This is a genomic window from Gulosibacter chungangensis (assembly GCF_008831155.1).
In the GTDB taxonomy this organism is placed as follows: domain Bacteria; phylum Actinomycetota; class Actinomycetes; order Actinomycetales; family Microbacteriaceae; genus Gulosibacter; species Gulosibacter chungangensis.
In genome coordinates this window covers 311714-335733 of the sequence record NZ_WBKB01000002.1, presented here as the reverse complement: position 1 = coordinate 335733, position 24020 = coordinate 311714, and the positions used below count along the sequence as shown (strand labels likewise).

Genomic DNA, 24020 nt, shown 5'->3' with positions numbered 1-24020 from the left:
TCAGGAGACCCGTTATTAACTCCAGTATTGCGCCGAGCGCCGAATCATGGATTCGCGATGCTGTCGGGTGGTTTCTTCGAACAGTTCACCAGTTCCCCAGTCGAGAATGACTCCATAGCGACGGATGACATCAAGCTGGTCGAGTTCGCCCCGTTTGAATTGGCTTGCGACGACGTGTGGGTCTTCCTTGAGCCAAGCGTTTCGGTTAGCGGCAATTTCTGCACGCGCCTGTACGGTGGCTGCCTCGTTAACCGTGTATTCGTCGAGTTCCGGGTCACCGACGTCGATTACGACGCCGTAATCGCGTTCAGCCCTACGAACGGACACGTAGCCGTCGATGACATCCTCGAGGACATCCTCTGGATTGCGCTCGAGTGCATCCCCGAGTCCCCCACCACCTGCCGATGGACGGGTGAACTCATCCCCTGGCTCAATCGGCACCGAAGAAAACACTGAGCCGAGATAGCGCTCATCTGGAGTTCCCTTGTTGAGCCAGACACCGTGTGGAATTGACGGCAGACCGCCCTCAATTCCCCAAGTAATCGAACGTGCACGGTCACAGCAGTAACTCATCACTGTTGACTCGGCGTCAGTGAGGATGCCACCCTTCTGGATACCGCATCCACCACGGAACTTTCCCGGTCCACCGGAATCGATGGCGATCGAGTGTTCCGTCGTGATTACTGGCGATAGTCGCTCTTGACCCTCGAGCGGTTGAACTGCGAGACCTGCCCCGAAAACAGGAGCTGTCGCATTCGAACCGTCCTTGTTCGATCGCCCGCCCCAACCACCGGCCATCCAGTCGTACCACATGAAATATGGTTTGGAGTCGTCTCGCGCGTCACGACCACCCACAAGCAGGTACTCGAGGTTGAAAGCACACGCCATGGCGCGTTCGGGCATGATTCTTGACCACAGCTCAAACACCGCGTTCATAATTTTTTCGTGCGGTCCAGAGCAGAATCCGGTGACTGCGTTGGGCCAACCAGCGTTGACTACCGTTCCTTCAGGTCCGATGTCCGCAGTCACTGCCTTGTAGAAGCCGGAGTTGAGCGGGACTTCCGGGAAGAACGTCTTGGTACCCGAATAGAGGGAGGAGTGCGTAGTCCCATATCCGGAATTTAAGAAGCTCGCGACCGCTGGCGCAGAACCGTTCAAATCGTAGTGAATACCGTCTTGGTCCAGGGTCAAACGGATGCGAATCGGTACAAGACCTTCCGGCATCCCCGGATCGGAATCCAAGTAGTCCACGGTTTCCCATGTCCCGAAGGGAAGATCCTGGATCTTTGCGAGCACGGTCCGCTCGACATAATCCTGCGTCTCCTGCATCGCATCGAGGACTGTTTCTTTTCCATACCTATCGACGAGTCGAAGAATTTCACGCTCGCAAACTGCTGTGGCCTCAGATTGTGCGTGGAGGTCTCCCATGGCGACTTCGGGCGCGCGGGTATTCGACACGATCAATTGGGCAACATCGTGCAGGAACTCTCCCTGCCGCCAAACTCGCACCGGGGGGATGCGCACGCCCTCACCAAAGTGGTCCTTGGCGTTGACGTAGAACGAACCCGGAACAACTCCACCGATATCTGCCCAGTGCCCCTTATTCTGCGAGAAGGCGATGATCTCACCCTCCGAGAATATTGGTCGGACAAACGAAACATCATTGAAGTGGGTGCCACCTCGGTAGGGGTCATTGATCATGAACACGTCACCAGGATTGATGTCGTCTCCAAATTCCTCCATGACGGCCTTGGCTTGGAAATGCAGCGTACCGACGTGCACAGCGATATCTGCAGAGCCCTGCATCACGGTATTCCCATGGGCATCACATAGCGCTGAGGAAAAGTCACGCGAGTAGATCACAAATGAATAGCAGGTGCGAAGAATCTGCTCACTCATGAGATCAACAGAGGTTGCGAACGCGTTCTTCAGTACTTCGAACGTGACCGGATCCAGTGAACTGATTTTTTGTTGCTGACGAGTTTCTAGAGTGGTCATGACTTACTCCCATCAAGGTGGATGCGAATATTCAGCCATTCGTCAATCTCTGCCCGAGTGTTCGGCGGGACAACGGTGGTTGAATCAAGTTGGTCGATAATGGCGGGGCCTTCGAAGGATGCTCCTGGGGCTATGTCTTCGCGGTTATAGACCGGAGTCTCATGCCATGCCCTGTCGAAATAGACGGGACGAGTGGCGACAGGTTCTCCAGGCCCGCCCTCAGCAAGATCGAGTGGCAGGAAGTTTGGTTTGGGGGTTTTGCCGATGGCCTTGAGCTGCAGTTGATACAACTCAACGGGGGTCTCATCGTTTCGGAACGCAAATTCGCGTTCGTGTTGCTCATGGAACGAATTAATTGCACGATCGAGCGCATCATCACCAGAACCAATGGGCACCACCAGAGAACGCCATTGACCGGCGTAACGCATCGAGACAAGTCGCTGAAGAATCGCTTGCTCGTCAGTTACGCCCTCGTGCCGAAGTCGCGCGGTCGCTTCGCTCTCGAGTCGTTGAAACGCATCCTCGATCTCCATGGCTTGTACATCGGAAGCCAGGCCCGTGTACATCTGCGATAGATCGTGCTGAATATCAACGAGCAGGCATCCGAGTGCCGACGTCACGCCAGGATTCGGTGGCACAACGACGGTAGGAATACTCAGCTCCCGAGCAACATCGACACCGTGAAGCGCGCCCGCCCCACCGAACGCGAGCAGCGCGAAATCACGCGGATCGTGACCTCGACGGATTGAAATGATTCGAACAGCGTCCGCCATATTCGCATTCGCGACCTTGATGATAGATTCGGCGGCCTCTTCCAGTGTCAAGCCCAAAGGTTCCGCGATCACACGTTGGATGGCTTCCTTTGAGCGAGCCTTATCGAGCGTCTTAGCCCCACCCGCCAAGGACGTTCCCAACCGACCGAGGACGAGATTTGCATCCGTGTTCGTCGGTTGGTCGCCGCCGGCACCGTAGCAAGCTGGTCCGGGAACTGCCCCGGCCGACTGTGGTCCGTTTCGAAGCGAGCCCGCAATGTCAATATGTGCCAAGGAGCCGCCACCGGCACCAATAGTCAAAACCTCAATCGAAGGAAAGATAATTGGATGGCCGTACTCAACCGACCATTCCTTAGTCACACGGAGTTCACCGTCTGCGACCAACGCGATATCGGTCGATGTGCCTCCCATATCAAGGCTCACCGCGTTCGGGTAACCGCATTGTCCAGCGATATGTTGCGCTGAAATCGCTCCCGCGGCAATGCCCGATGCCGCCAGCCGGACCGGATACTTGTCCACCATCCTTGGCGTCATTGATCCACCGCCAGAGTGCAGCAGTAACAGGTCTCCCTCATAGCCGCCATCTTTGAGCGCCGCGTCCAACCGATTCACGTAACCAGACACAAGCGGCGCAAGGACGGCATTGGACACCGCGGTGTTGAAGCGTCCGTACTCGAAGATCTCGGGAAGAATTTCGGCGGAGCTCGTAACCGTCGCTTCCGGAATTTCCTCTTCTAGGATTTCTCGCATCCGCAGCTCGTGATCGGCGTTCGCGAATGAATTGATGAAACACACCGCGATGGTTTTCACACCGCGCTTACGCAGAAGTGCCGCAACACGCCGTGCTTCATCTTCATCTAGAGGCGTAACCACGCGGCCTTGATGATCGATGCGCTCCGTAACTTCAAAGCGATCGCGGCGCCGAATGTGCGGCCCTGGGACGTCGTTGTATGCATCCCAGAGGTCATCTTTAGTACCGTCTCGAATTTCGATGACGTCACGGAATCCGGTTGTCGTGACCAGCGCTGCTTTTGGGTAGTTTCGGGTAATCAGCGCATTGGTGGCAACAGTCGTGCCATGTGAAAACTGGGTAACATCAGCGAGATTGATCTCCCCTCGCTCAACACCGTTCATGACGGCGATCATGGGGTCGTCCGGTGTGGACGGGACTTTCGTGACCCTCATTGTCTTTGCATCGTCATCGAAAATACAGACATCCGTGAATGTGCCACCGACATCTACTGCAACTCGGAGTTGCGTCATTGCCTTACCTCCATCGTGGTGTTCATCGTTGAACGTGAACTCCATCCTGGCCGTATCCTCGCCGTCAACACCACTGTCAGGAGCGAAAACCTAAATCTGGAGTTTTGTGGAAACTCCAACCGCTGCTTCAGTACTCAGCTGCAACTCCACAGAGCGACATGATTTACTACCTAAATGCGCTTTGCTATTTCGATTCAGCGGTGATTTTTTTAGTTCCAGGGGGTTCGATCGTGGCTGAACAATTTCACGCATTGAGTTTTCTCCAAGTCACGATGCGGAACCTTCCGGAGTCTGATCAGCTCGAATACGTGCTTGCACGGGTCTCTCGAATTACGAACTGTGCACTCCTCGTATACGACTCCCAGGGTGATGTCATTGCCGCCATTGGCGATGTGCCAGCCAAGCTGATCTGGGAATTCGCCGCGGACGCCACGCCTGACGCTCAAGGCCGAGTCGGCCGATGGAGTCTCCGAATTCGTCGCTCCGGCCCAAGCGGCGGAATCTTCACACTCGTTTTCGCATCGCGAGAGTCCAGAGACACCAATCTCCTGGATGAGGTTGTCGACGCCACGGACGTCGCGATTACCGCGGTTCTCGGTGCCATGCGGGGAACCGACGTGCGCCGAATTCGCGATATCGCGCAGTTACTCGAAACCCTGGAATCAGGCATTCAAGCGGCGCGCGAGCATCGTTATTGGCCGCGTTTGGTGGAATTTGGGTTTTCGGCTCACAGCCCACTTCTCGTTGCAGTTTGTGAGCCCCTCACCGGCCTTTCGCCACCGCAGGAATTCATTGCGGGTCTCCTTGATGACGCGGCCGCGGCCGGAGTGCCATTCCTTGTCGCAGCTCGGCTCGTCGCAGCTACTAGCGATTCAAGCGTCCATGGGATTCTCCCTGATGATGCACTTGCGCGATCTTGGCTTAGTGCCCTTGCCTCACAGTTCTCAATTGGAGTGTCATCACCCCACTCGGGCCTTCCCGAAATACCAACCGCTGTTCGCGAAGCCGAGCACGCACAGCAGGTCGCGCACGAGCGAAATCAAGCAAGATTGCGTCTGGCACTGGATGCCACTGCGTCCGAGGCAGTTGATTACCGGACGCTACGGCTCACCAATTGGACGAAAGTCGAAGCACCGGGCAGAGAATTTCGCGCCCGCCGCCGCGCTCTCCTCACACCTTTCGACGAACATGAAACCATCTTGGAAACAGTGGTCACCTATCTGGCCACAAACCTAAGCGCACCAAAGACTGCAGAGATACTCTTCTTGCACACCAATACCGTGCGTTACCGGTTGAGCAGAGCCGAAGAGTTGCTGGGTGAAAGCCTAAGCTCGCCGTTCACCCTCGCAGATCTTGTACTCGCGTTATCCCCCGAAATCGCCGCGCGCAAGGACTTACTCGAGGAAAACCATTAGCCCGCCCTCAGGATGCGACGCACACCAGCAGTGAACGATCTCGTATTTGCTGCGATCGGACTGTCTTCAAGGTCGATGCCCAGTCGCAATGCCTGCGCCCGTTGTTGCTCGTGGGAGGCGTGCCCCAAGCAATAATGCAAGAGTGTAGTAGCGAGGTCCACTGCCGCATTGCGTTCGTACCCCATGCCCTCAAGCGATAATCGCAGCCGCTCGTAAGCACGGTCAGCGCCTAACCCGAGCGCCACGGTACTCACCACCACTTCCGCCCCGTCGGTTACCGACAGCATGGAATCCCGAAACTCGGCAGCCACCTTTGCTGCATCCGCCTCATCGGGGAGTTCGTTCACAGGCGCAAGAATCTCGTCGGCAACACCGGCGAGAAGTTCCTGCTTGTTTTTGAAATGCCAGTAGAGCGCGCTCGGCTGCACGTCGAGTTCCCGTGCCAATGCACGCATGGACAGGTCTGGCAGCCCTCGCTCATCGAGCAGTCGAAGCGCAGTGGCAAGCACATCCGCACGAGTGTGTCGAGCTCGAACATCACGTGTCGACGCCATGTTGCCCTTTCCACTGAACCTGTATTACTGTCCCAGCATACAACCTGAACACCGTTCAGGAGATTGTTTCCAACCACATCGTCTTGACGAGGAGTCCACATGTACGCAGCCGCCCCCGAAAAAGTGCGAGGGTTTGAAGCCGCCGACATTGCCCGCATTGCGGTCTTTGCCGCCATCATCGCGGTGCTCGGATTGCCCGGCGCCATCAACGTGGGTGCCGTCCCAATTACCGCGCAAACACTCGGTGTCATGCTCGCCGGCGCAGTGCTCGGTGCTCGCCGTGGTGCGATTTCGGTGCTGGTGGTCCTCGCACTCGTAGCGATCGGACTGCCTCTTCTTTCGGGTGGCCGCGGTGGTCTTGGTGTATTCGTGGCACCGTCTGCGGGTTACCTCGTTGGTTGGTTAGTGGGCGCTTTTGTTGTCGGTCTCATCGTGCGCCTGGGCGCTACCCGCCCCGCCTGGTGGCGAGTGGCATTCGGCTCCGTAGTCGGCGGGATTATCGTGATCTATCTCTTTGGAATCCCGGTGCAATCGATCGTCACGGGACTTCCCCTCGGTGAAACCATCATCGCCAGCATGATTTTCCTTCCCGGTGACCTCATCAAGGCGGCTCTTACCGTCATCATCACGATGGCGCTGTGGCGGGCATACCCGCGGGCCTTTGCGTGGTCATCCGCAAGCATTTCCACCACCGAAGCCGCGAAATAGGTCGGCTCCTCGCGCGTGATGACTTCCTCAGTGAACCCCGCTCCGCAAGACCTCAGCGCTCAGCGCCCGACTAGGCTGAATGGGATGCCGGAACAGCAACTGATCACCCTCGATAACGTCTCCGTTGTGAGAGAGGGACGCACCGTGTTGCGTGACCTCACCTTCTCGCTGACGGCAACAAAGATTGCTGTAATCGGCGCGAACGGTTCCGGGAAGTCTTCCTTCGCACGCACTTTAAACGGGCTCGTGCCGATCGCTGCGGGCAAGCTGCGGGTCCACGGCATGGACCCGAATCGAGAAGGCAAACGCGTCCGCCAACAAGTGGGAATGGTATTTAGCAATCCCGCCACGCAGGTTGTAATGCCCACAGTGCGGGAAGACCTCGCATTCACGCTGCGCGGTCGCAAGCTCGATCGCGACGAGATTGCGACCCGGGTGGATGCGGTGCTCGCTCGGGTGGGTATGACCGAGTTTGCCGATGCATCTGTATACCTGCTCTCGGGAGGCCAACAGCAGCTGATTGCGCTTGCCTCAGTACTCATCGCAAATCCGTCGCTCATTATTGCCGATGAACCGACCGCCCTCCTCGACCTCGGCAATGCGAACGCGATATCACGCATCCTGCTCGAAGAGACCGACTCCCAAGTGCTGCTCGTCACTCACGACCTTGATCTTGCCGCAAGATGCGAGTACGCGCTCTGCTTCGACAATGGCCGACTCGTGAGCCAGGGCGAGCCAGCCGAGGTCATCGAACAGTATCGACGCAGCTATGACTAAAGGCCCAGCTATGCCGAACCAACCCAGCCGTTACTGATCGGACCGCGACCTTGATCACCCTGTTCCGTCCCGGTCACAGCATCCTCCACCGTTGCCCGGCCGGGCTGAAGCTTGCACTCCTGGCCATTCTCGCGCTCGTCATATCACTGTTGGGATACCACTGGTGGCTACTGGCCGCAGCTGCCGTCGTCACCACATTGGGATACCTGGCAACCGGCTTTGGACTCGGCGAGTTCTGGCGACAAATCGTACTGCTCCGCTGGCTGGTCGTGATCATGATTCTGCCGCAGCTAATATTTCTCGGCGTGGAACCGGCACTCATCAACACACTGCGCGTGTGCATTGTGGTGCTCCTTGCTGCGCTGATTACGCTCACGACCCCGATGGCGCAGCTGCTGGATGTGATCGAGACCCTGCTCACTCCCCTGCAGCGATTCGGGGGCTCTCCCACGAAGGTGAGTCTGCTGCTCTCGCTGACGATTACGACCATTCCCGTCATCGCGAGTATTTTCGGGCAGATTCGCGAGGCTTCGGTTGCACGCGGTGGCCCGCGCATGAGCTATCGGATGGTGTTGCCGCTGCTGGTGTCAGCACTGCAACACGGAGATCAGCTCGCGGATGCGCTGCGTGCCCGCGGCGTAGATTGACCGTCCCACACCGCGGCGTAGTGGCCCGCATGCGAGTGCTTTTCACGCTCGCAAAGAGTATTGCCCGGTTCCAATTGGAACCGGGCAATACTCTTTGCTGTCTTGCGAGCCGGGCTCGAGCCGATAAGGGCCCGAGCGGCAGTAACCGGGGTTAGATGTTGAACCCGAGGGCACGCATCATTTCGCGGCCGTCATCGGTGATCTTCTCCGGACCCCAAGGCGGCATCCAAACCCAGTTGATCTTGAAGCGTTCAACTTCGCCGTCGAGAGCCTTTGCCATTTCATCTTCGATGACATCGGTCAGCGGACAGCCGGCCGAGGTCAATGTCATCGACACCACGAGGGCATCGAGTTCATCCTCCCAATTGAGGTCGTAAATGAGCCCAAGGTCAACGATATTGACGCCGAGTTCCGGGTCAACGACGTCTTTGAGCGCCTCTTCGACTGCGTCATATCGCTCTGGAGCGAGTGAGACGAGTGCCATTTGGGATCTCCCTATACTTATGCAGCCGCAGCCGCGAGGTAGCTGTCGTAACCTTCGTTTTCCAGCTTGTCCGCGAGCTCGGGGCCGCCCTGGTCGGCCATCTTCCCGTTCACGAATACGTGAACGAAGTCAGGCTTAATGTAGCGCAGGATACGCGTGTAGTGGGTGATGAGCATGATGCCCAGACCGTTTTCCTGATGTGCGTTGTTCACGCCCTCTGAGACGATGCGCAGTGCGTCAACGTCGAGGCCCGAGTCGGTCTCGTCGAGGAGCGCAAACTTCGGCTTCAGCAGCTCAAGCTGCATGATCTCTGCGCGCTTCTTCTCACCACCGGAGAAGCCCTCGTTCACGTTGCGCTGCAGGAACTCTTCGCCGATGCGAAGGTGCTCGAGGGCGCCCTTGACTTCCTTCAGCCAGGGACGAAGCGCCGGGGCCTCGCCGTCAATTGCGGTCTTGGCCGTGCGTAGGAAGTTCGACATGCTCACACCCGGGATCTCTACCGGGTATTGCATGGCGAGGAAGAGGCCTGCCTTCGCGCGTTCGTCGACCGACATCTCAAGGACATCTTCGCCGTCGAGGGTAACCGAGCCTTCGGTGACCTCGTATGCGGGGTGGCCGGCGATCGTCGACGCGAGCGTTGACTTTCCTGAGCCGTTCGGGCCCATGATGGCGTGAATTTCACCGGAGTTGATGGTCAGGTCAACGCCACGAAGAATCTCCTTGGCGCCCTGCTCGGTCTCAACCTCAACGTGGAGGTTCTTAATTTCAAGCGTGCTCATAGTTAGTTGTTCTCCTTGTAGATCGGAGTCGGATCAATAAGAATGTCGTCGCCCTCGACCTTGACGTCGAAGACTGGTACCGGCTCAAATGCCGGGAGGGACTGCGGCCAACCGTTGCGCAATGAGAATTGCGAACCGTGCGCCCAGCATTCGAGGGTGCCGTCTTCCACGAACCCCTCGGAAAGCGAGATGTCGCCGTGTGTGCAACGGTCACCGATTGCGAACACCTCCCCCGCGGAATCACGAACCACGGCAATCGCTTGATCACCGAGTTCGATGCGCACAGGAGTGTCTACCTGCACGTCTGAAACCGCGCAGGCGCGTTCAAAAGCCACTACGCATTCACCTCGGCGGCGGCTGCAGCGGCGAACGCCTTATCGGCGATCTCCAGTTCTTGCTCCAGACGTTCGTTGAGTTCGGTGGTGATTTCTTCGTTGTCGATCTGCTGAATGATTTCGTTGAGGAAGCCGTGCACGACCAGGTGCCGGGCTGCCCGCTCATCGATTCCACGAGCCATGAGGTAGAACAGCTGGTCTTCTTCGAAGCGCCCGGTGGCGGATGCGTGCCCGGCGCCCTCGATGTTGCCGCACTTGATTTCCAGGTTCGGCACCGAGTCGGCCTTCGGGCCGCGCGAGAGCAACAGGTTGCGGTTCTCTTCGTAGGTGTCAGTTCCCACGGCATTCGCATCGATGAGCACGTCACCGATCCAAACCGAGTGTGCGGTCTTCCCCTGCAGTGCACCCTTATAGGTGACGCGCGAACGGGTCTTCTCAGCGATGTGGTGCACCCAGACCTGGTGTTCGAGGTGCTGGCCGGCATCAGCGAAGTACAGACCGTACAGTTCCGCGTCCGCACCATTTTCTGCCAGGGCGATCGAGGGGTTCAGACGAACGAGCTTGCCGTTGAGCGAAACCACGATGTGCTTCAGGAATGCATCGCGACCGACGTACGCGTGGTGAGCCGAAACATTCACTGCTTCGTCGTCCCACTCGCCCACGGTCACCAGCGTGACATTTGCGCCGTCCCCGACACGAATCTCTACCGTCTCAGCAACGCGACCGGCACCCTCTTGAACGAGCACTACCAAGCCACGTGCGTGGGGAGCAATGTCGATGAAGGTGTGTGCGGCCTGCGCTTGACCGGTGTATCCGTTCAGGCGAACAACGGCCTGCTTGTCTTCTTCACCGGTGATTGAGATCAGCAGCGCCTTGTCGAAGGCTTCCCAGGCGTTCGCGGCAACCCGGTCTTCCGGGGCGTGAACAGAGCCGAGACGTTCGTCATCGCGTCCGATGAACGAGGTCGAGATGCCGTCAACCTGTGGGTCAACAACGTTTGGCAGGTCCGCTGCGAGCTTGTCGTCGAGAAGGTCCTTGATGTCACGGACCGGAGTGTATTTCCATTCGGCTTCCCGGCCCGTAACGGGCTGGAAGTCCGCGTGCTTGAACGACGTGAGTCGTTCGGAGCGAGTCTGTACCGGAACAGTCTTGCCTGCCGGTGCCGCCGGAGTTTGAGTCGCGGTCATGTGGTTAGCCCACCGATCCTTCCATGCTCAGGTCAATGAGCTTGTTGAGTTCGAGCGCATATTCCATGGGCAGCTCACGAGCGATGGGCTCGATGAAGCCGCGCACAATCATCGCCATTGCTTCGGTTTCTTCCAGACCGCGGCTCATCAAGTAGAACAGCTGGTCAGCCGAAACCTTGGACACGGTTGCTTCGTGTGCGAGTTCGACGTCATCAACGCGAATGTCAATCGCCGGATACGTGTCGGAACGTGATTCGGTGTCGATCAACAGCGCATCACAGATCACCGAGTTCTTAGAGTTGTGCGCCTTCTCGTCGATACGCACCTCACCTCGATAGCCGGCACGACCGCCGCCACGGGCAATGGACTTCGAAGTGATCGAGGACTGCGTGTGCGGGGCCAGGTGAATCATCTTGGCGCCAGCATCCTGGTGCTGACCGGGACCAGCGAACGCGACCGAAAGAGTCTCACCCTTGGCGTGCTCACCCGTCAAGAAGATCGCCGGGTACTTCATGGTCACCTTCGAACCGATGTTGCCATCGACCCATTCCATGGTCGCGCCCTCTTCGGCAACCGCACGCTTGGTGACGAGGTTGTAGACGTTGTTCGACCAGTTCTGAATGGTCGTATAACGCACCCGAGCGTCCTTCTTCGCGATGATCTCCACCACAGCGGAGTGCAGCGAGTCAGTCTTATAGATGGGGGCCGTGCAACCCTCGATGTAGTGCACGTAGCTACCCTCATCAGCGATGATCAGCGTGCGCTCGAACTGACCCATGTTTTCCGTGTTGATACGGAAGTAGGCCTGCAGCGGAATCTCTACGTGCACGCCCTTGGGGACATACACGAAAGAGCCGCCCGACCAGACAGCGGTGTTCAGGGCGCCAAATTTGTTGTCTCCGGCAGGGATCACCGTGCCGAAGTACTCTTCGAAGAACTCCGGGTGCTCGCGCAGGGCAGTGTCAGTGTCCAAGAAGATGACACCCTGCTTTTCGAGTTCTTCGTTGATCTGGTGGTAGACCACTTCGGACTCGTACTGTGCCGCCACACCGGCCACGAGGCGCTGACGCTCAGCTTCGGGGATACCGAGCTTTTCGTAGGTGTTGCGGATGTCTTCGGGAAGGTCTTCCCAAGTTTGCGCCTGCTTTTCAGAAGCACGCACGAAGTATTTGATGTTGTCGAAGTCGATGCCAGAAAGGTCTGCTCCCCAGGTCGGCATCGGCTTGCGGTCGAACATTTGCAGGCCTTTGAGACGGCGCTCGAGCATCCACTCGGGCTCGCCCTTGATTCGCGAAATATCACGAACCACTGCTTCACTTAGGCCGCGTTTCGCAGCGGCTCCTGCTGCATCAGGATCTGACCAACCAAACTCGTAATGACCAATGTCATTGAGTTCTGGGCGGTCGATGAGCACGTCTGACATCGCTACCTCTTCTCTCGTCATGTTTGTTCGTCGCCACCATCCGGCGGAAAGCGCACATAGAATGGAACGACCGCGAGCCAGAGTTTGTTCCCGAACCGCTCTCGGTCACGTCGATGGCCCGCTGGCAATGAACAGCACCTTCTAGTCTAAGCCACTGAAGAAGAATCTGGCCGCGCTCAAATTAAAGTCTGTAAAGAGGTACCCGTGTCCTTCGTCAAAGCCTTGATGCCCGACCATGTCACCCCCTGGACGCGGGTGATCGCATGGGTGAACCTCGCGGTGAACATCATCATCGTGGGCACCGGCGGACTGGTGCGCTTGACCGGTTCCGGACTCGGTTGCCCAACATGGCCCATGTGCACTGATGATTCTCTCGTGCCCACCGCGGAGATGGGAATTCACGGGATTATTGAATTCGGCAACCGAACCCTCACGGGTGTCGTGGTGGTCGCTGCGCTATTGACCTTCTTGGCTGTGTTCAACACCGCGCGAACCGGCTTGGGTCTTGTCATTCCCTCACTTTGGGTCGGCAGCTTGATCATCGTGCAGGCAATCGTGGGTGGGATCACGGTGTTGTTCCACCTTGATCCTCGCATCGTGGGTGTTCACTTCCTGTTCTCGGCCCTCATCGTGGGGATCGCCGCGCTATTGCTGCAACGCGTACGGCTAGCCGAACAGCTCCCTCGCCGTGGCGCCACCAAGGGTGCACCTGGCATGTGGGCAATGGCAATTGTGGTCGCCGTACTCACCTGGATCACCGAGGTGGTCGGTGTGCTCACCACCGGTGCTGGCCCACACGCTGGTGATTCGATTGCGGCTCGTAACGGCCTGGATGCAGCCATCATGCAGCACGTACACGCCTGGCCCGGTTACGCACTCGTCGTCGCGTTGGCGATCTTCCTGGTCGTCGTTTTCCGCGGACAATACCCACGCACCCGTCGCAGTTCGATCGCCCTTAGCGCCATTGTGGTCGTGCAGATCGGCGTCGGCGTCTTCCAGGCTCGTACCGGACTGCCGATTTGGTCGGTCGCACTCCACATGGTGCTCGCTGTCGTCACGATTGCGGTGCTCGCAGTGGTGCTCGTGAATGCCCGCCGCGATGCTGCCGCCGCGTTGGCCGCGGACGGAGACCAAGGATCTAAAGGCGACGTTCACCTTCCCGTCGCTTCTGCCTGAGAACCTCCGCCATTATGACTCCCGGCGCAGACCCCATCATGAATTTGCCCGAGCTCGCAGATGCCCTGCGGGTACTGCTGCACGATATTGAGCGGGCAGAACATGAAGCTGCCGAGCTCATCGAGGCGGTACTTCCGGAACATCGCGAATCCGCCCGGAATCTCGTGCACTACGTTGCGGTCAGACAGCGGGACTTGCGGCCCTTGCAACGATCGCTGTCCACCTACGGGCTCTCGAGCCTGGGGCGGATGGAGGCCATCGTTCGTTCCTGGCTACTCACCGTTCTCGAAACCGTCGCGGCCCTGGCCGAAGGCCGCCACCGCCAGGAGATTTGGGGGCCATTGGAGGATGGCCGGAATGTGCTGCTCCGCAATCGGGATGACCTGCTCGGCTTCGTCCATGGTGATCAACGAACCACCCGGGTCATGGTGACACTGCCGACTGAGGCCGCGCACTCCACGACGCTGGTGCAGCGCATGGGACGTGCTGGGATGGATATCGCCCGCATTAATTGCGCGCATGATTCGGAATCCGAATGGTCATCAATGATCAACTCAGTCCGCGCGCTACCCGATAGTGTCCGAGTGGCGATGGACCTCGGTGGTCCAAAACTTCGGACTGGACCACTCATGCCCGGCCCGCAGGTGCTCAAGGTGAAGCCCTTGCGCGATGACTACGGTCGGGTCAGTGAGGCCGCTCGGGTGCTCCTCGTGGAATCCAGCAAGCTTCCCGGGCAAGCAGACTTCGCTTCCCCACCGCTTGCGATCCCCGTCAAGGGGTTGCAGAAACTCACGTTCAAGATTGGGGACAAGCTCAAGACAGAGGATGCCCGGGGCAGGTCCCGAACTCTCCGTGTCACTGATCTCGGGCCAGGTTTTATTGAGGTGAGTTTTACCCGAACAACGTATTTCCTGACCGACATGGAATTGGACACCAAATCCGGCGCCGTGATCACTGTCGCCGAACTGCCCGAGGTACCGCAGCATCTCTATGTCCGCGCCGGCGACCGTATCCACCTGCTACGCGATATGTCACCCCAGCCAGCGACACACGCTGGCCCGCACCGCATCGGATGCTCGCTAGAAGCCGCGTTTAGCGACGCTGAGGCGGGGCAGCGCATCCTTTTCGATGACGGAAAGATTGCTGGCGTCATTGAGACCGTAACCACCGAAGAAATCATCGTTGAGGTTGTTCGTGCTGGTATCGATGGCGTGAAGCTGCGTGCCGAGAAGGGTATCAATCTGCCCGATACCACCCTCCGGATTCCCGCGATTACCGAAGAGGATCGCTTTCACCTGCCCTTCGTAGCCAGGCATGCCGATACCGTGAACCTTTCCTTCGTACGCTCCTATCAGGATGTGTCCGATTTGATCAATGAACTCGAGCGACTGGATGCCCAGAGAATCGGTATCACTCTCAAGATCGAGACGAAGCAAGCGTTCCAATCGCTCCCGCGAATGCTCTTGGAAGCCATGCGGTGGGGCGGCGTCGGCGTGATGATCGCTCGCGGTGACCTCGCGGTCGAGCTCGGTTTTGATCGCCTTGCCGAAGTCCAAGAAGAGATCCTTTGGCTCTGCGAAGCTGCTCACGTGCCGGTGATTTGGGCAACCCAGGTGCTTGACACACTCGCCCGCACCGGACTGCCCTCACGCGCCGAAGTTACCGATGCCGCGATGGGGAGGCGAGCCGAAGCGGTGATGCTCAATAAGGGCCCCTTCATTGTCGAAGCTATCGAATCACTCACCTCCATCCTCGAGCGAATGGGTGGGCACCTATCGAAGAAGCGTTCCCTGCTGCGGCCACTCGAATCGTTCGACCTCGACGATCTCATTGCGCGCGTGGAATAGCTTCCCCCGGCTCAACGAAGAAGGACCTGCCGATTGACAGGTCCTTTTCCGTTGTCCCGTGAGGCTTCGGGAGCCCGCGCTAGTACAGCGGGAAGAAGAAAATCGGGTCGAGCCCCACACCCAAAAATACGAGTGTGAGGTAAGTGATCGAGAGGTGGAATACTCGCATAGGCTTCGCCTCGCCGTTGTCTTTGACCACGTCGTAGTAGAGACGGTGTGCTTCGCCGATAAACCAAAGTCCGGATCCGACTGCGGCAATGGTGTAGATCCACCCCATCGGAGCGATCGGGATGAGCAGCAGGCTCGCGATAACCGTTGCCCAGGCGTAGATCACGGACTGCAGGGCGACGGCGCCCTCGCCCATCGTCACCGAAAGCATCGGCACATCGGCTTTTTCATAGTCTTCGACGTATTTGACCGACAGCGGCCAGTAGTGGGCTGGGGTCCAGAGGAAGATCACCAGGAACAGAATGAGCGGTTCCCAGGACAGGCTGTTCGTGACCGACGCCCAACCGATCAGTACCGGCATACAACCGGCGACACCGCCCCAGACAATGTTCTGGTCGGTACGACGCTTAAGGATCAGTGTGTAGAGAACCACATACAGCAGGATCGCGCCGACGCTGAGCGCTGCGGTCAGTGGATTGGCAACGGCCCACAACAGCGCAGTGGATGCGATACCAAGCACCCAGGCGAGAATGAGTGACTCGCGCGGGGTCACTTCCCCGGTGACGAGCGGCCGGTTCTTCGTCCGGCGCATTACCTTGTCAATATCGCGGTCGATATAGCAGTTGAACACGTTCGCGCTTGCGGCCGAGAGCGAACCACCCACTAATACCCCGAGTGCAAGCCAAGGGGAAAACAACCCCTTCGCCGCAAGAAACATCGTGGGTAGAGTCGTCACCAAAAGCAGCTCAATGATGCGCGGCTTGGTCAGCGAAACATACGCTGCGAGCTTGCGTTTGAGGATCGAGCGTTCGGGTGCAACCGAATCACTGCTCACTTCGACTCCCGCTTGCTGTGAGGTACCCGTCATTTCGTGGATTGACAATGTCACCATTCCTTAAGACCGAATCCCTCCCACTCTACCGTGATGCACGGGAAGTAATAAGTAACTTGTATGGCCTGGCGTCGTTTCACCGTTGTAGGCTGGCCGATGGTGCCAATTGGCAATGACCACGCATAAAGGAGTCTCGATAGTGACCAACATTGAATGGACCGAACTCGACAAGCGCGCAGCCGACACGGCTCGCTTGCTTGCTGCTGATGCCGTTGAAAAGGCCAAGGGTGGTCACCCTGGTACCGCAATGAGTTTGGCTCCTGTCGCTACGCTGCTGTACCAGCACGTTATGAATGTCGACCCGACGGACAAGGATTGGATCGGCCGTGACCGTTTCATTCTCTCGAACGGCCACACTTCACTGACGCAATACACGCAGCTGTTCCTTGGCGGCTTCGGTCTCGAGCTAGACGACATCAAGAACATTCGCTCTTGGGGTTCGCCGACTGCGGGCCACCCGGAGTACGGTCACGTCGACCACGTCGAAATGACGACGGGCCCCCTCGGACAGGGACTTGCCACCGCCGTAGGCTTCGCATATTCACAGCGCTTCGAGCGCGGTCTCTTTGACCCGGAAGCTCCCGAAGGCACCAGCCCCTTTGACCACTACGTTTACGTGCTCGCTGGTGACGGTTGCATCCAGGAAGGTGTCACCTCCGAGGCTTCTTCCCTTGCGGGCCACCAGCAGCTCGGGAACCTGATCGTCATCTACGACGCCAACCAGATTTCGATCGAAGATGACACGGACATCTCCTTTACCGAGGACGTTGCCAAGCGTTACGAAGCATATGGCTGGGATGTCCGCACCGTGGACTGGATCGCCGACAACGTTGTCAACGAAGATGTGCCCGCACTTGCCGAGGCGATTGCAGGCGCGAAGGCAGTGAAGGACAAGCCTTCGATCATCGTGCTGAAGAACTTCATCGGTTACCCCGCTCCGAATGCACAAAACACCGGTGCTTCGCACGGTGCTGCTCTCGGCGCCGAAGAAATTCGCGCGACCAAAGAAATCCTCGGGTTCAATCCCGACGAAGACTTCGCGGTTCCCGCCGACGTGTTCGAGTACACGCGCGGGCTCGCCGACCGAGTTCGCCCCAAGCGTGAACAGTGGCAGGCATCCTTCGACGACTGGGCAGCCCGAGAGCCCGAGCGCAAGGCACTGTTTGACCGCCTCGAAGCCGGCGAACTGCCCGAAAACATTGAAGCTGCGCTGCCCAGCTTTGAGGGGGTAGCTAAGGTCTCGACCCGTAAGGCTTCGGGAAAGACCATCAACGCTCTCGCCGAGAAGCTCCCCGAACTTTGGGGTGGCTCGGCAGACCTCGCGGGCTCAAACAACACCACGATCGAAGGCGCGAAGTCCTTCATTCCGGCTGAGCACTCGACTTCAAGCTACCAGGGTGACAAGTACGGCCGTGTGCTCCACTTCGGTATTCGCGAACACGCAATGGCAGCGATCCTCAACGGCATTACCCTCGGCGGCCGCACGCGTGCTTTCGGCGGCACCTTCCTTATCTTCAGCGACTACATGCGCCCAGCACTGCGTCTGGCTGCGCTGATGAATATCCCCACCACCTTCGTGTGGACGCACGACTCGATCGCCCTCGGTGGTGACGGCCCGACCCACCAGCCTGTCGAGACCCTCACCACGCTGCGTGCAATTCCCAACTTCACCATTGTTCGGCCGGCCGATGGAGCCGAAACCGCGCAGGCCTGGCTCGAAACGCTTCGTCGCAACGGTGGCCCGATCGGTCTCGTTCTCTCGCGCCAGGATCTCCCGGTCTTCGAGCGCGGTACGGGCGCCGCAGCGGGTGACGAGCTCGCCAGCGCATCGTTCACCTCGCGTGGCGGTTACATCCTTGCCGAGGCTCGTAACGGTGCTCCCGAGGTCGTTCTGATCGCAACCGGGTCTGAAGTGCAACTTGCAGTCGCCGCGCGCGAAATTCTTGAGGCCGAAGGTGTGGCCACTCGCGTCGTTTCGATGCCCAGCCAGGAATGGTTCGCGGAGCAGTCTGCGGAGTACCAGGAAGAAGTCCTCCCTGCTGCAGTAACCGCTCGAGTATCCGTTGAGGCCGGCCTGGCGCTCACCTGGGCACCGTACCTCGGCACCCGCGGTCGTTCGGTATCGGTAGAAGAGTTCGGTGCCTCCGCTGACGGCGATGAACTGCTTGAGCGCTACGGCATCACCACCGACGCCGTCGTAGCGGCTGCTCGCGAATCACTCGCCGCAAACTAGGCGGCCTCGCGCAATCACTGCTCGACCAAGCCGAGCAACCAATAACTTCTGAGGAGAAATAATGACCAATCAGAACACCGAAGCACTCGCCAAGGCTGGCGTAAGCATCTGGCTCGACGACCTTTCCCGCGAACGCCTTGACGGTGACTCGCTCACCAACCTGATCGCAGAACGCAATGTGGTTGGTGTCACCACCAACCCCTCGATCTTCTCGAACGCCCTCTCCAAGGGCGAGGCGTACGCCGCTCAGGTCAAGGACCTCGCGGCAGCCGGTACGAATGTCGACGAGGCGATCATCGAGATCACCACCGAAGACGTACGTCGTGCTTGCGACGTGCTGCGCCCGCAGTACGACGCCACGGATGGCGTCGATGGCCGGGTTTCGATCGAGGTATCGCCGCTGCTTGCGAACGACACTGAGGCAACGATCGCCGAAGCCAAACTTCTCTACGAGAAGGTCGGCCGCGAGAACGTCATGATTAAGATTCCTGCAACCGAAGCTGGGCTGCCGGCAATCACCGAGGTAACGGCATCCGGTATCTCCGTCAACGTGACGCTCATCTTCTCGCTGCCCCGCTACCGCGAGGTCATCAACGCCTACTTCACCGGCCTCGAGCAGGCCGTCGAGCGCGGCGTTGATATCTCGAAGGTGCACTCGGTCGCCTCCTTCTTCGTGTCCCGAGTGGACGTTGAAATCGACAAGCGTCTCGACGCCATCGGCAGCGAGGAAGCCGTCGCACTCAAGGGTCAGGCCGGCGTTGCGAATGCACGTCTGGCGTATCAGGTATTCGAAGAGGCAAACGCCTCGGAACGCGCAAAGACGCTGAGGACCGCTGGTGCCCGTCTGCAGCGCCCACTGTGGGCATCCACCGGTGTCAAGGACCCTTCGCTCCCCGACACGCTCTACGTGGTCGAACTCGTCGTCGACAACACCGTCAACACCGTGCCTGAGAAGACCCTTGAAGCGGTTGCCGACCACGGTGAGATCCGCGGCGACGTCGTGCGCGACTCGTACCACGACGCCAATAAGCTCCTCGACGCGATTGACAAGCTGGGTATTTCCTACACTGAAGTTACTCAGCAGCTCGAAGATGAGGGAGTTGAAAAGTTCGTTACCGCTTGGGATGAACTCAAGCAAGCGGTTTCGAGCCAGCTCGAACAGGCGCGCTAGGTAGTCCCGATTTCCACGTAAGCCCTTCTAAGAAAGAAGAGTGTATGGCCATCAAAGTCTCCACATCCGGTTCTGCTTCCGCAGCCGCCAAGCGGCATCTTGATCGACTCGTCGACGATAAGTTTGCGAGCCGACTGTTCGCTGAGGACGCGACCCTCTGGGGTCCCGCGGCTGAGGAAGAATCCTCGAAGCGCCTGGGCTGGACCAAGGCCGCGGCGGTCTCGGAGCCTTTGGTGGCCGAGATCCTCGCTCTCAAGGAATCCCTTGCCGAAAAGGGTGTTGACCGCATTGTGCTGTGCGGCATGGGCGGTTCTTCGCTCGCGCCCGAGGTCATGACTCGCACCGCGGGTATTGACCTCGACGTGCTTGATTCCACCAACCCCGCACAGGTGCGCCGTGCGCTCGCTCAGGACATTGAGCGCACCGCAATCGTGGTTTCCTCAAAGTCGGGTTCAACCGTTGAGACGGACTCGCAGCGTCGGGCATTCGTAACTGCGTTCGAGGCCGCCGGCATTAACCCTGCCGAACGCATCGTGGTTGTTACAGACCCCGGCTCACCCCTTGAGCAGGCATCGCGGGAGGCTGGCTACTCAGTCTTCCTCGCTGACCCGAGTGTCGGTGGGCGTTTTTCGGCGCTGACCGCATTTGGCTTGGTGCCCGCCGGGCTCGCTGGTCTCGACATTGCCGCGTTCCTTGCCGAAGCACAGTCCGTATCCGAAGAACTCGCGCAGGATTCGACTCAGAACCCGGGACTGCTCTTGGGTGCGGCCATTGCTGGTGGCGAACCAATTAAGACCTTCCTCGGTGTCGTCGCGGACGGTACCGATATCGTCGGTTTTGGTGACTGGGCGGAACAGCTCATCGCGGAGTCGACAGGTAAGGAAGGCAAGGGACTGCTCCCCGTCGTGCTCGACACCGATGCACCGGAGATCGGTTTACCGATCCCCGACCTGCAGATCGTGCGCCTTGTTGCCAACGCGGCGGATACTCCCGCCGTCGGCGACGAGATCAACGTATCGGGTGGACTCGCCGAACAGATGCTTCTGTGGGAAGTCGCCGTCTCGGTTGCCGGTGAAGTGATCGGCATCAACCCCTTCGACCAACCTGATGTGGAATCGGCAAAGGCTGCGGCGCGCGAGCTTCTCGACGCCACGCCGGAACCAGAAGCACCGGTTTTCGAAGAGGGAAACATCGCGGTTCGGGGCACAAGCAGCGTGGTCAGCGGGCAGTCTGATGTGCTTGGAGCAATCGAAGCGCTACTCGCGCAACTCCCTGAGCACGGCTACGTGGCGGTGCAGGCCTATGCCGACCGCATCGGTCAGCCTGAACTCGCCGAGGTCCGCGAAGCCATCGCACACCGCGCGCGCCGGCCAGTCACCTTCGGTTGGGCGCCACGTTTCCTGCACTCGACCGGCCAATTCCACAAGGGTGGTCCGCGTGTAGGAGCCTTCCTGCAGATCACCACGAACGAGTCCTCGGATTTGGCGATTTCCGAGCGTCCCTTCACCTTCGGCCAGCTCATTCAGGCTCAGGCTGCCGGAGACGCTACCGTGCTGGAAGGCCACGGGATGCCCGTGCTTCGACTCGAGCTCACGGACCCTGAAGCGGGTGCGCAGCAGCTATTGGAAGCGCTGCGCAACGTCTAGCACGACATTCAATTGACCCATGGCGGGGCGGTAGCGAGCTACCGCCCCGCCTGCAATGAAAGTGAACCCTTGCCACAGACAATTGCACCGGGAATGAACCCCCTTCGCCCGGAGGGCGAGCGCCGACTGGACCGCATTGCCGGGCCTTCAAGCGTCGTCCTCTTTGGCGTCACCGGCGACCTTAGCCGGAAGAAGCTTCTTCCCGCGATTTACGACTTAGGAAACCGTGGACTGCTCTCGCCGTCATTCGGTCTCGTTGGCTTCGGTCGACGCGCCTGGACCGACGACCAGTTCCGCGCGTTTGTCCGTGAGAATGCTCGCAAACACGCTCGTACACCCTGGAATGAAGAGGTCTGGCGACAACTTTCGGCGGGTATGCGTTTTGTCAGCGGTGAGTTCGATGATGACGCCGCGTTCGACACGCTCCGCGAAACGCTTGACGAACTTAAAGAGACTCACGGTACCCGCGGTAATCACGCGTTCTACCTGTCGATACCGCCTCGGGACTTCCCCATCGTTACCGCCCAGTTACGACGCTCCGGCCTCGCAAACGACAACGAGGCATCTTGGCGACGGGTGATTATCGAGAAGCCTTTCGGGCATGATTTGCAATCCGCCCGCGAACTCAACGACATCGTTGAGTCTGTATTCCCGAGCGATGCTATTTTCCGCATCGATCACTACCTCGGTAAAGAGACCGTCCAGAACATCCTCGCCCTGCGCTTTGCAAACACGATGTTTGAACCGCTCTGGAACGCGAATTGGGTAGACCACGTCCAGATCACCATGGCCGAGGATATCGGGGTATCCGGTCGTGCCGGATACTATGACGGCGTCGGTGCCGCTCGTGATGTGATTCAAAACCACCTCCTCCAGCTGCTCGCGCTCACCGCAATGGAAGAACCGCTGACCTTTGGCGCACGGGACCTGCGCGCTGAGAAGGAAAAGGTTCTCGCTGCAGTCCGGCTTGGTGATGACCTCGCAGCCACGACAGCCCGCGGTCAGTACAGTTCGGGTTGGCAAGGCGGTCAGCAGGTTCGCGGCTTCCTCGATGAAGACGGCATGAATCCGCAATCCAAAACTGAAACCTACGCGGCACTGCGCCTAGAAATCGACAATCGCCGCTGGATGGGTGTGCCCTTCTACCTGCGCGCCGGTAAGCGCCTGGGCCGACGGGTGACCGAAATTGCGGTGACGTTCAAGGGCGCTCCGGAGTATCTCTTCGCGCCTTCCGAGCGTGCTTCGCTAGGCCCCAATGCATTGGTTATTCGTGTGCAGCCTGATGAGGGAGTTACCCTGCGCTTCGGCTCAAAGGTACCCGGAGCCGGAATGCAAGTTCGCGATGTCACGATGGACATGGGTTACGGGCACGCCTTTACTGAATCCAGCCCAGAGGCCTATGAGCGGCTGATCCTCGACGTGCTGCTCGGTGACCCGCCGCTCTTCCCCCGCCATGAAGAAGTAGAACAGTCCTGGCGCATCCTTGACCCCGTAGAGGAATTCTGGGCCGCCAACGGTGTGCCCGAGGCATACAAGCCTGGCTCTTGGGGGCCGGCTTCCGCAGATCAGTTGCTCCGCCGTGACGGCCGGACTTGGAGGCGCCCGTGATCACAAAACTGTATAACACCACCACGAACGAGGTCGCTCGCGAACTTCTTCGGCTCCGCGAAGACGGCGGTGCTGTGGCTCTCGGTCGCGTATTGACCCTGGTCGTCATCTCAGATGACCAACTGAATGAAGAAGCCATCCTGGCGGCCAACCACGCGTCCGGTGAACACCCCATGCGCGTCATCGTGATCCACGCCTACCCGAATGGTGGTGGCGCTCGCCTCGACGCAGAAATTCGCATTGGCTCAGACGCAGGCGCCAGTGAAGTCATCGTGCTTCATGCCACCGGTGAGACCGCAGACGACCCGGAGACCCTCATCCAGGCGCTCTTGCTCCCGGACGCACCCGTGGTTGCTTGGTGGCCCGGCTCCGACTGCGATGCGCCGTCAGAGTCCCCCATCGGTATGCTCGCGCAACTCCGGATCGTCGACACCCACGACCACCCGGATGGGTTCGAGTCGATTCGCCAGCTCCGCGATGGCTATGTCCCAGGGGACGCGAACCTCGCGTGGACTCGACTTACGCGCTGGCGCGCCCAAATCGCGGCAGTGCTCGACCAACCGCCCTATGAACAAGTGCAGTCGGTGGAGATTGTCGGTGGGCGAGTGTCCTCGGGAATTCTTCTCTTGGCAGGATGGTTCCGGCACTACTTGAAGGTACCGGTCGAGATCTTGGTGCAGGAAGATAATTTGCCCGGCAACCTGCGCTCGATTCGCCTGTTTCGTGATTCCGGCGCCATTGAACTTGAACGGCTCGCTCACGACACTGCACGCCTGCGGCAGACCGGATATCCTGATCAAATCGTCCCGCTCATGTTGCGTGATCGGTTTGATGTCCTTTCGGAAGAGTTGCGCTCACTGGCGCAGGATCCGGTCTATGAAGCAGCACTCCTCCAGGGCACGGACGAACTGCAACTTGATGAGTTGAAGTAGTTCC

At 59.0% G+C, this 24020-nt stretch carries 20 protein-coding genes; 11 read left to right on the top strand and 9 right to left on the bottom strand.

Going from position 1 to position 24020, the window contains the following annotated elements; all coding sequences use genetic code 11:
* Nucleotides 1–15: 15 nt before the first annotated feature.
* Together F8O05_RS04940 and F8O05_RS04935 are read right to left on the bottom strand one after the other, a co-directional pair.
* Nucleotides 16–1998, bottom strand: coding sequence for a hydantoinase B/oxoprolinase family protein (locus F8O05_RS04940; RefSeq protein WP_158051637.1), 1983 nt, complete (start codon nt 1996–1998; stop codon nt 16–18).
* Nucleotides 1995–4034, bottom strand: coding sequence for a hydantoinase/oxoprolinase family protein (locus F8O05_RS04935; RefSeq protein WP_158051636.1), 2040 nt, complete (start codon nt 4032–4034; stop codon nt 1995–1997). Before F8O05_RS04935 ends, F8O05_RS04940 begins: the two co-directional genes overlap by 4 nt.
* Before the next feature lie 251 nt (nt 4035–4285).
* Here F8O05_RS04935 and F8O05_RS04930 point away from each other — a divergent pair, with 251 nt between their 5' ends.
* Nucleotides 4286–5449 carry a PucR family transcriptional regulator gene (locus tag F8O05_RS04930; RefSeq protein WP_192497035.1) on the top strand — a complete coding sequence of 388 codons (1164 nt, stop codon included), beginning with the start codon at nt 4286–4288 and terminating at the stop codon, nt 5447–5449.
* Here the strand turns inward: F8O05_RS04930 and F8O05_RS04925 are convergent.
* Nucleotides 5446–6003 (bottom strand): TetR family transcriptional regulator, encoded by a 558-nt coding sequence (locus tag F8O05_RS04925; protein ID WP_158051634.1) that lies wholly within the window; start codon nt 6001–6003, stop codon nt 5446–5448. The genes F8O05_RS04930 and F8O05_RS04925 overlap by 4 nt on opposite strands.
* A 99-nt stretch (nt 6004–6102) precedes the next feature.
* Between F8O05_RS04925 and F8O05_RS04920 the strand changes: the two genes are divergently transcribed.
* From F8O05_RS04920 to F8O05_RS04910, 3 genes are all read left to right on the top strand, one after another.
* Entirely contained in the window at nt 6103–6711 is a 609-nt protein-coding gene (locus tag F8O05_RS04920; RefSeq protein ID WP_158051633.1) for a biotin transporter BioY, read from the top strand.
* An 84-nt stretch (nt 6712–6795) separates the two neighbouring features.
* The gene (locus F8O05_RS04915) at nt 6796–7488 is read left to right on the top strand and encodes an energy-coupling factor ABC transporter ATP-binding protein (RefSeq protein ID WP_158051632.1); all 693 of its coding nucleotides are present in this window, start codon (nt 6796–6798) and stop codon (nt 7486–7488) included.
* A gap of 50 nt (nt 7489–7538) precedes the next feature.
* Nucleotides 7539–8135 carry an energy-coupling factor transporter transmembrane component T family protein gene (locus F8O05_RS04910; protein WP_158051631.1) on the top strand — a complete coding sequence of 199 codons (597 nt, stop codon included), beginning with the start codon at nt 7539–7541 and terminating at the stop codon, nt 8133–8135.
* Nucleotides 8136–8286: 151 nt separating this feature from the next.
* Here the strand turns inward: F8O05_RS04910 and F8O05_RS04905 are convergent, their stop codons facing one another.
* The 5 genes from F8O05_RS04905 to sufB are packed head-to-tail and all read right to left on the bottom strand — an operon-like array spanning nt 8287 to nt 12343.
* Nucleotides 8287–8619 carry a metal-sulfur cluster assembly factor gene (locus F8O05_RS04905; protein WP_158051630.1) on the bottom strand — a complete coding sequence of 111 codons (333 nt, stop codon included), beginning with the start codon at nt 8617–8619 and terminating at the stop codon, nt 8287–8289.
* A gap of 17 nt (nt 8620–8636) precedes the next feature.
* Complete coding sequence (gene sufC / locus F8O05_RS04900) at nt 8637–9398, bottom strand: Fe-S cluster assembly ATPase SufC (protein WP_158051629.1); 762 nt, start codon at nt 9396–9398, stop codon at nt 8637–8639.
* Between the two features lie 2 nt (nt 9399–9400).
* On the bottom strand, nt 9401–9733 hold the full coding sequence (locus tag F8O05_RS04895; RefSeq protein ID WP_158051628.1) for a non-heme iron oxygenase ferredoxin subunit: 333 nt from the start codon (nt 9731–9733) through the stop codon (nt 9401–9403).
* Nucleotides 9733–10920 carry a Fe-S cluster assembly protein SufD gene (sufD, locus tag F8O05_RS04890; RefSeq protein ID WP_158051627.1) on the bottom strand — a complete coding sequence of 396 codons (1188 nt, stop codon included), beginning with the start codon at nt 10918–10920 and terminating at the stop codon, nt 9733–9735. Before sufD ends, F8O05_RS04895 begins: the two co-directional genes overlap by 1 nt.
* 4 nt (nt 10921–10924) lie before the next feature.
* On the bottom strand, nt 10925–12343 hold the full coding sequence (gene sufB / locus F8O05_RS04885) for a Fe-S cluster assembly protein SufB (protein ID WP_158051626.1): 1419 nt from the start codon (nt 12341–12343) through the stop codon (nt 10925–10927).
* 204 nt (nt 12344–12547) lie between these two features.
* Between sufB and F8O05_RS04880 the strand changes: the two genes are divergently transcribed.
* Together F8O05_RS04880 and F8O05_RS04875 are read left to right on the top strand one after the other, a co-directional pair.
* Nucleotides 12548–13519 carry a COX15/CtaA family protein gene (locus F8O05_RS04880; RefSeq protein ID WP_225735736.1) on the top strand — a complete coding sequence of 324 codons (972 nt, stop codon included), beginning with the start codon at nt 12548–12550 and terminating at the stop codon, nt 13517–13519.
* Nucleotides 13520–13533: 14 nt separating this feature from the next.
* The gene (locus F8O05_RS04875; RefSeq protein WP_225735735.1) at nt 13534–15366 is read left to right on the top strand and encodes a pyruvate kinase; all 1833 of its coding nucleotides are present in this window, start codon (nt 13534–13536) and stop codon (nt 15364–15366) included.
* Between the two features lie 79 nt (nt 15367–15445).
* On the opposite strand, the gene F8O05_RS04870 is transcribed toward F8O05_RS04875, so the two are convergent.
* Complete coding sequence (locus F8O05_RS04870) at nt 15446–16402, bottom strand: heme o synthase (RefSeq protein ID WP_158051758.1); 957 nt, start codon at nt 16400–16402, stop codon at nt 15446–15448.
* A gap of 163 nt (nt 16403–16565) precedes the next feature.
* Between F8O05_RS04870 and tkt the strand changes: the two genes are divergently transcribed.
* The 5 genes from tkt (at nt 16566) to F8O05_RS04845 (ending at nt 24016) form a co-directional block, all read left to right on the top strand.
* The gene (gene tkt / locus F8O05_RS04865) at nt 16566–18659 is read left to right on the top strand and encodes a transketolase (RefSeq protein WP_158051625.1); all 2094 of its coding nucleotides are present in this window, start codon (nt 16566–16568) and stop codon (nt 18657–18659) included.
* 61 nt (nt 18660–18720) lie between these two features.
* Nucleotides 18721–19830: a transaldolase gene (gene tal / locus F8O05_RS04860; RefSeq protein ID WP_158051624.1), complete on the top strand. Its 1110-nt coding sequence runs from the start codon at nt 18721–18723 to the stop codon at nt 19828–19830.
* Nucleotides 19831–19874: 44 nt separating this feature from the next.
* Nucleotides 19875–21476 (top strand): glucose-6-phosphate isomerase, encoded by a 1602-nt coding sequence (locus F8O05_RS04855; RefSeq protein WP_158051623.1) that lies wholly within the window; start codon nt 19875–19877, stop codon nt 21474–21476.
* A 93-nt stretch (nt 21477–21569) separates the two neighbouring features.
* Entirely contained in the window at nt 21570–23084 is a 1515-nt protein-coding gene (zwf, locus tag F8O05_RS04850; protein ID WP_158051757.1) for a glucose-6-phosphate dehydrogenase, read from the top strand.
* Nucleotides 23081–24016, top strand: coding sequence for a glucose-6-phosphate dehydrogenase assembly protein OpcA (locus tag F8O05_RS04845; RefSeq protein ID WP_158051622.1), 936 nt, complete (start codon nt 23081–23083; stop codon nt 24014–24016). The genes zwf and F8O05_RS04845 overlap by 4 nt, the downstream gene beginning before the upstream one ends.
* The last annotated feature ends 4 nt before the right edge of the window (nt 24017–24020 follow it).

Excerpts from the sequence above, each read along its gene's own strand:
- sufB (WP_158051626.1), bottom strand. The coding sequence starts at position 12,343 with ATGTCAGACGTGCTCATCGACCGCCCAGAACTCAATGACATTGGTCAT.
- F8O05_RS04855 (WP_158051623.1), top strand. The coding sequence starts at position 19,875 with ATGGCCATCAAAGTCTCCACATCCGGTTCTGCTTCCGCAGCCGCCAAG.
- F8O05_RS04905 (WP_158051630.1), bottom strand. The coding sequence starts at position 8,619 with ATGGCACTCGTCTCACTCGCTCCAGAGCGATATGACGCAGTCGAAGAG.
- F8O05_RS04915 (WP_158051632.1), top strand. The coding sequence starts at position 6,796 with ATGCCGGAACAGCAACTGATCACCCTCGATAACGTCTCCGTTGTGAGA.
- sufD (WP_158051627.1), bottom strand. The coding sequence starts at position 10,920 with ATGACCGCGACTCAAACTCCGGCGGCACCGGCAGGCAAGACTGTTCCG.
- zwf (WP_158051757.1), top strand. The coding sequence starts at position 21,570 with ATGAACCCCCTTCGCCCGGAGGGCGAGCGCCGACTGGACCGCATTGCC.
- F8O05_RS04935 (WP_158051636.1), bottom strand. The coding sequence starts at position 4,034 with ATGACGCAACTCCGAGTTGCAGTAGATGTCGGTGGCACATTCACGGAT.
- F8O05_RS04875 (WP_225735735.1), top strand. The coding sequence starts at position 13,534 with ATGACTCCCGGCGCAGACCCCATCATGAATTTGCCCGAGCTCGCAGAT.
- F8O05_RS04920 (WP_158051633.1), top strand. The coding sequence starts at position 6,103 with ATGTACGCAGCCGCCCCCGAAAAAGTGCGAGGGTTTGAAGCCGCCGAC.
- tal (WP_158051624.1), top strand. The coding sequence starts at position 18,721 with ATGACCAATCAGAACACCGAAGCACTCGCCAAGGCTGGCGTAAGCATC.
- F8O05_RS04925 (WP_158051634.1), bottom strand. The coding sequence starts at position 6,003 with ATGGCGTCGACACGTGATGTTCGAGCTCGACACACTCGTGCGGATGTG.
- F8O05_RS04940 (WP_158051637.1), bottom strand. The coding sequence starts at position 1,998 with ATGACCACTCTAGAAACTCGTCAGCAACAAAAAATCAGTTCACTGGAT.
- sufC (WP_158051629.1), bottom strand. The coding sequence starts at position 9,398 with ATGAGCACGCTTGAAATTAAGAACCTCCACGTTGAGGTTGAGACCGAG.
- F8O05_RS04870 (WP_158051758.1), bottom strand. The coding sequence starts at position 16,402 with ATGACGGGTACCTCACAGCAAGCGGGAGTCGAAGTGAGCAGTGATTCG.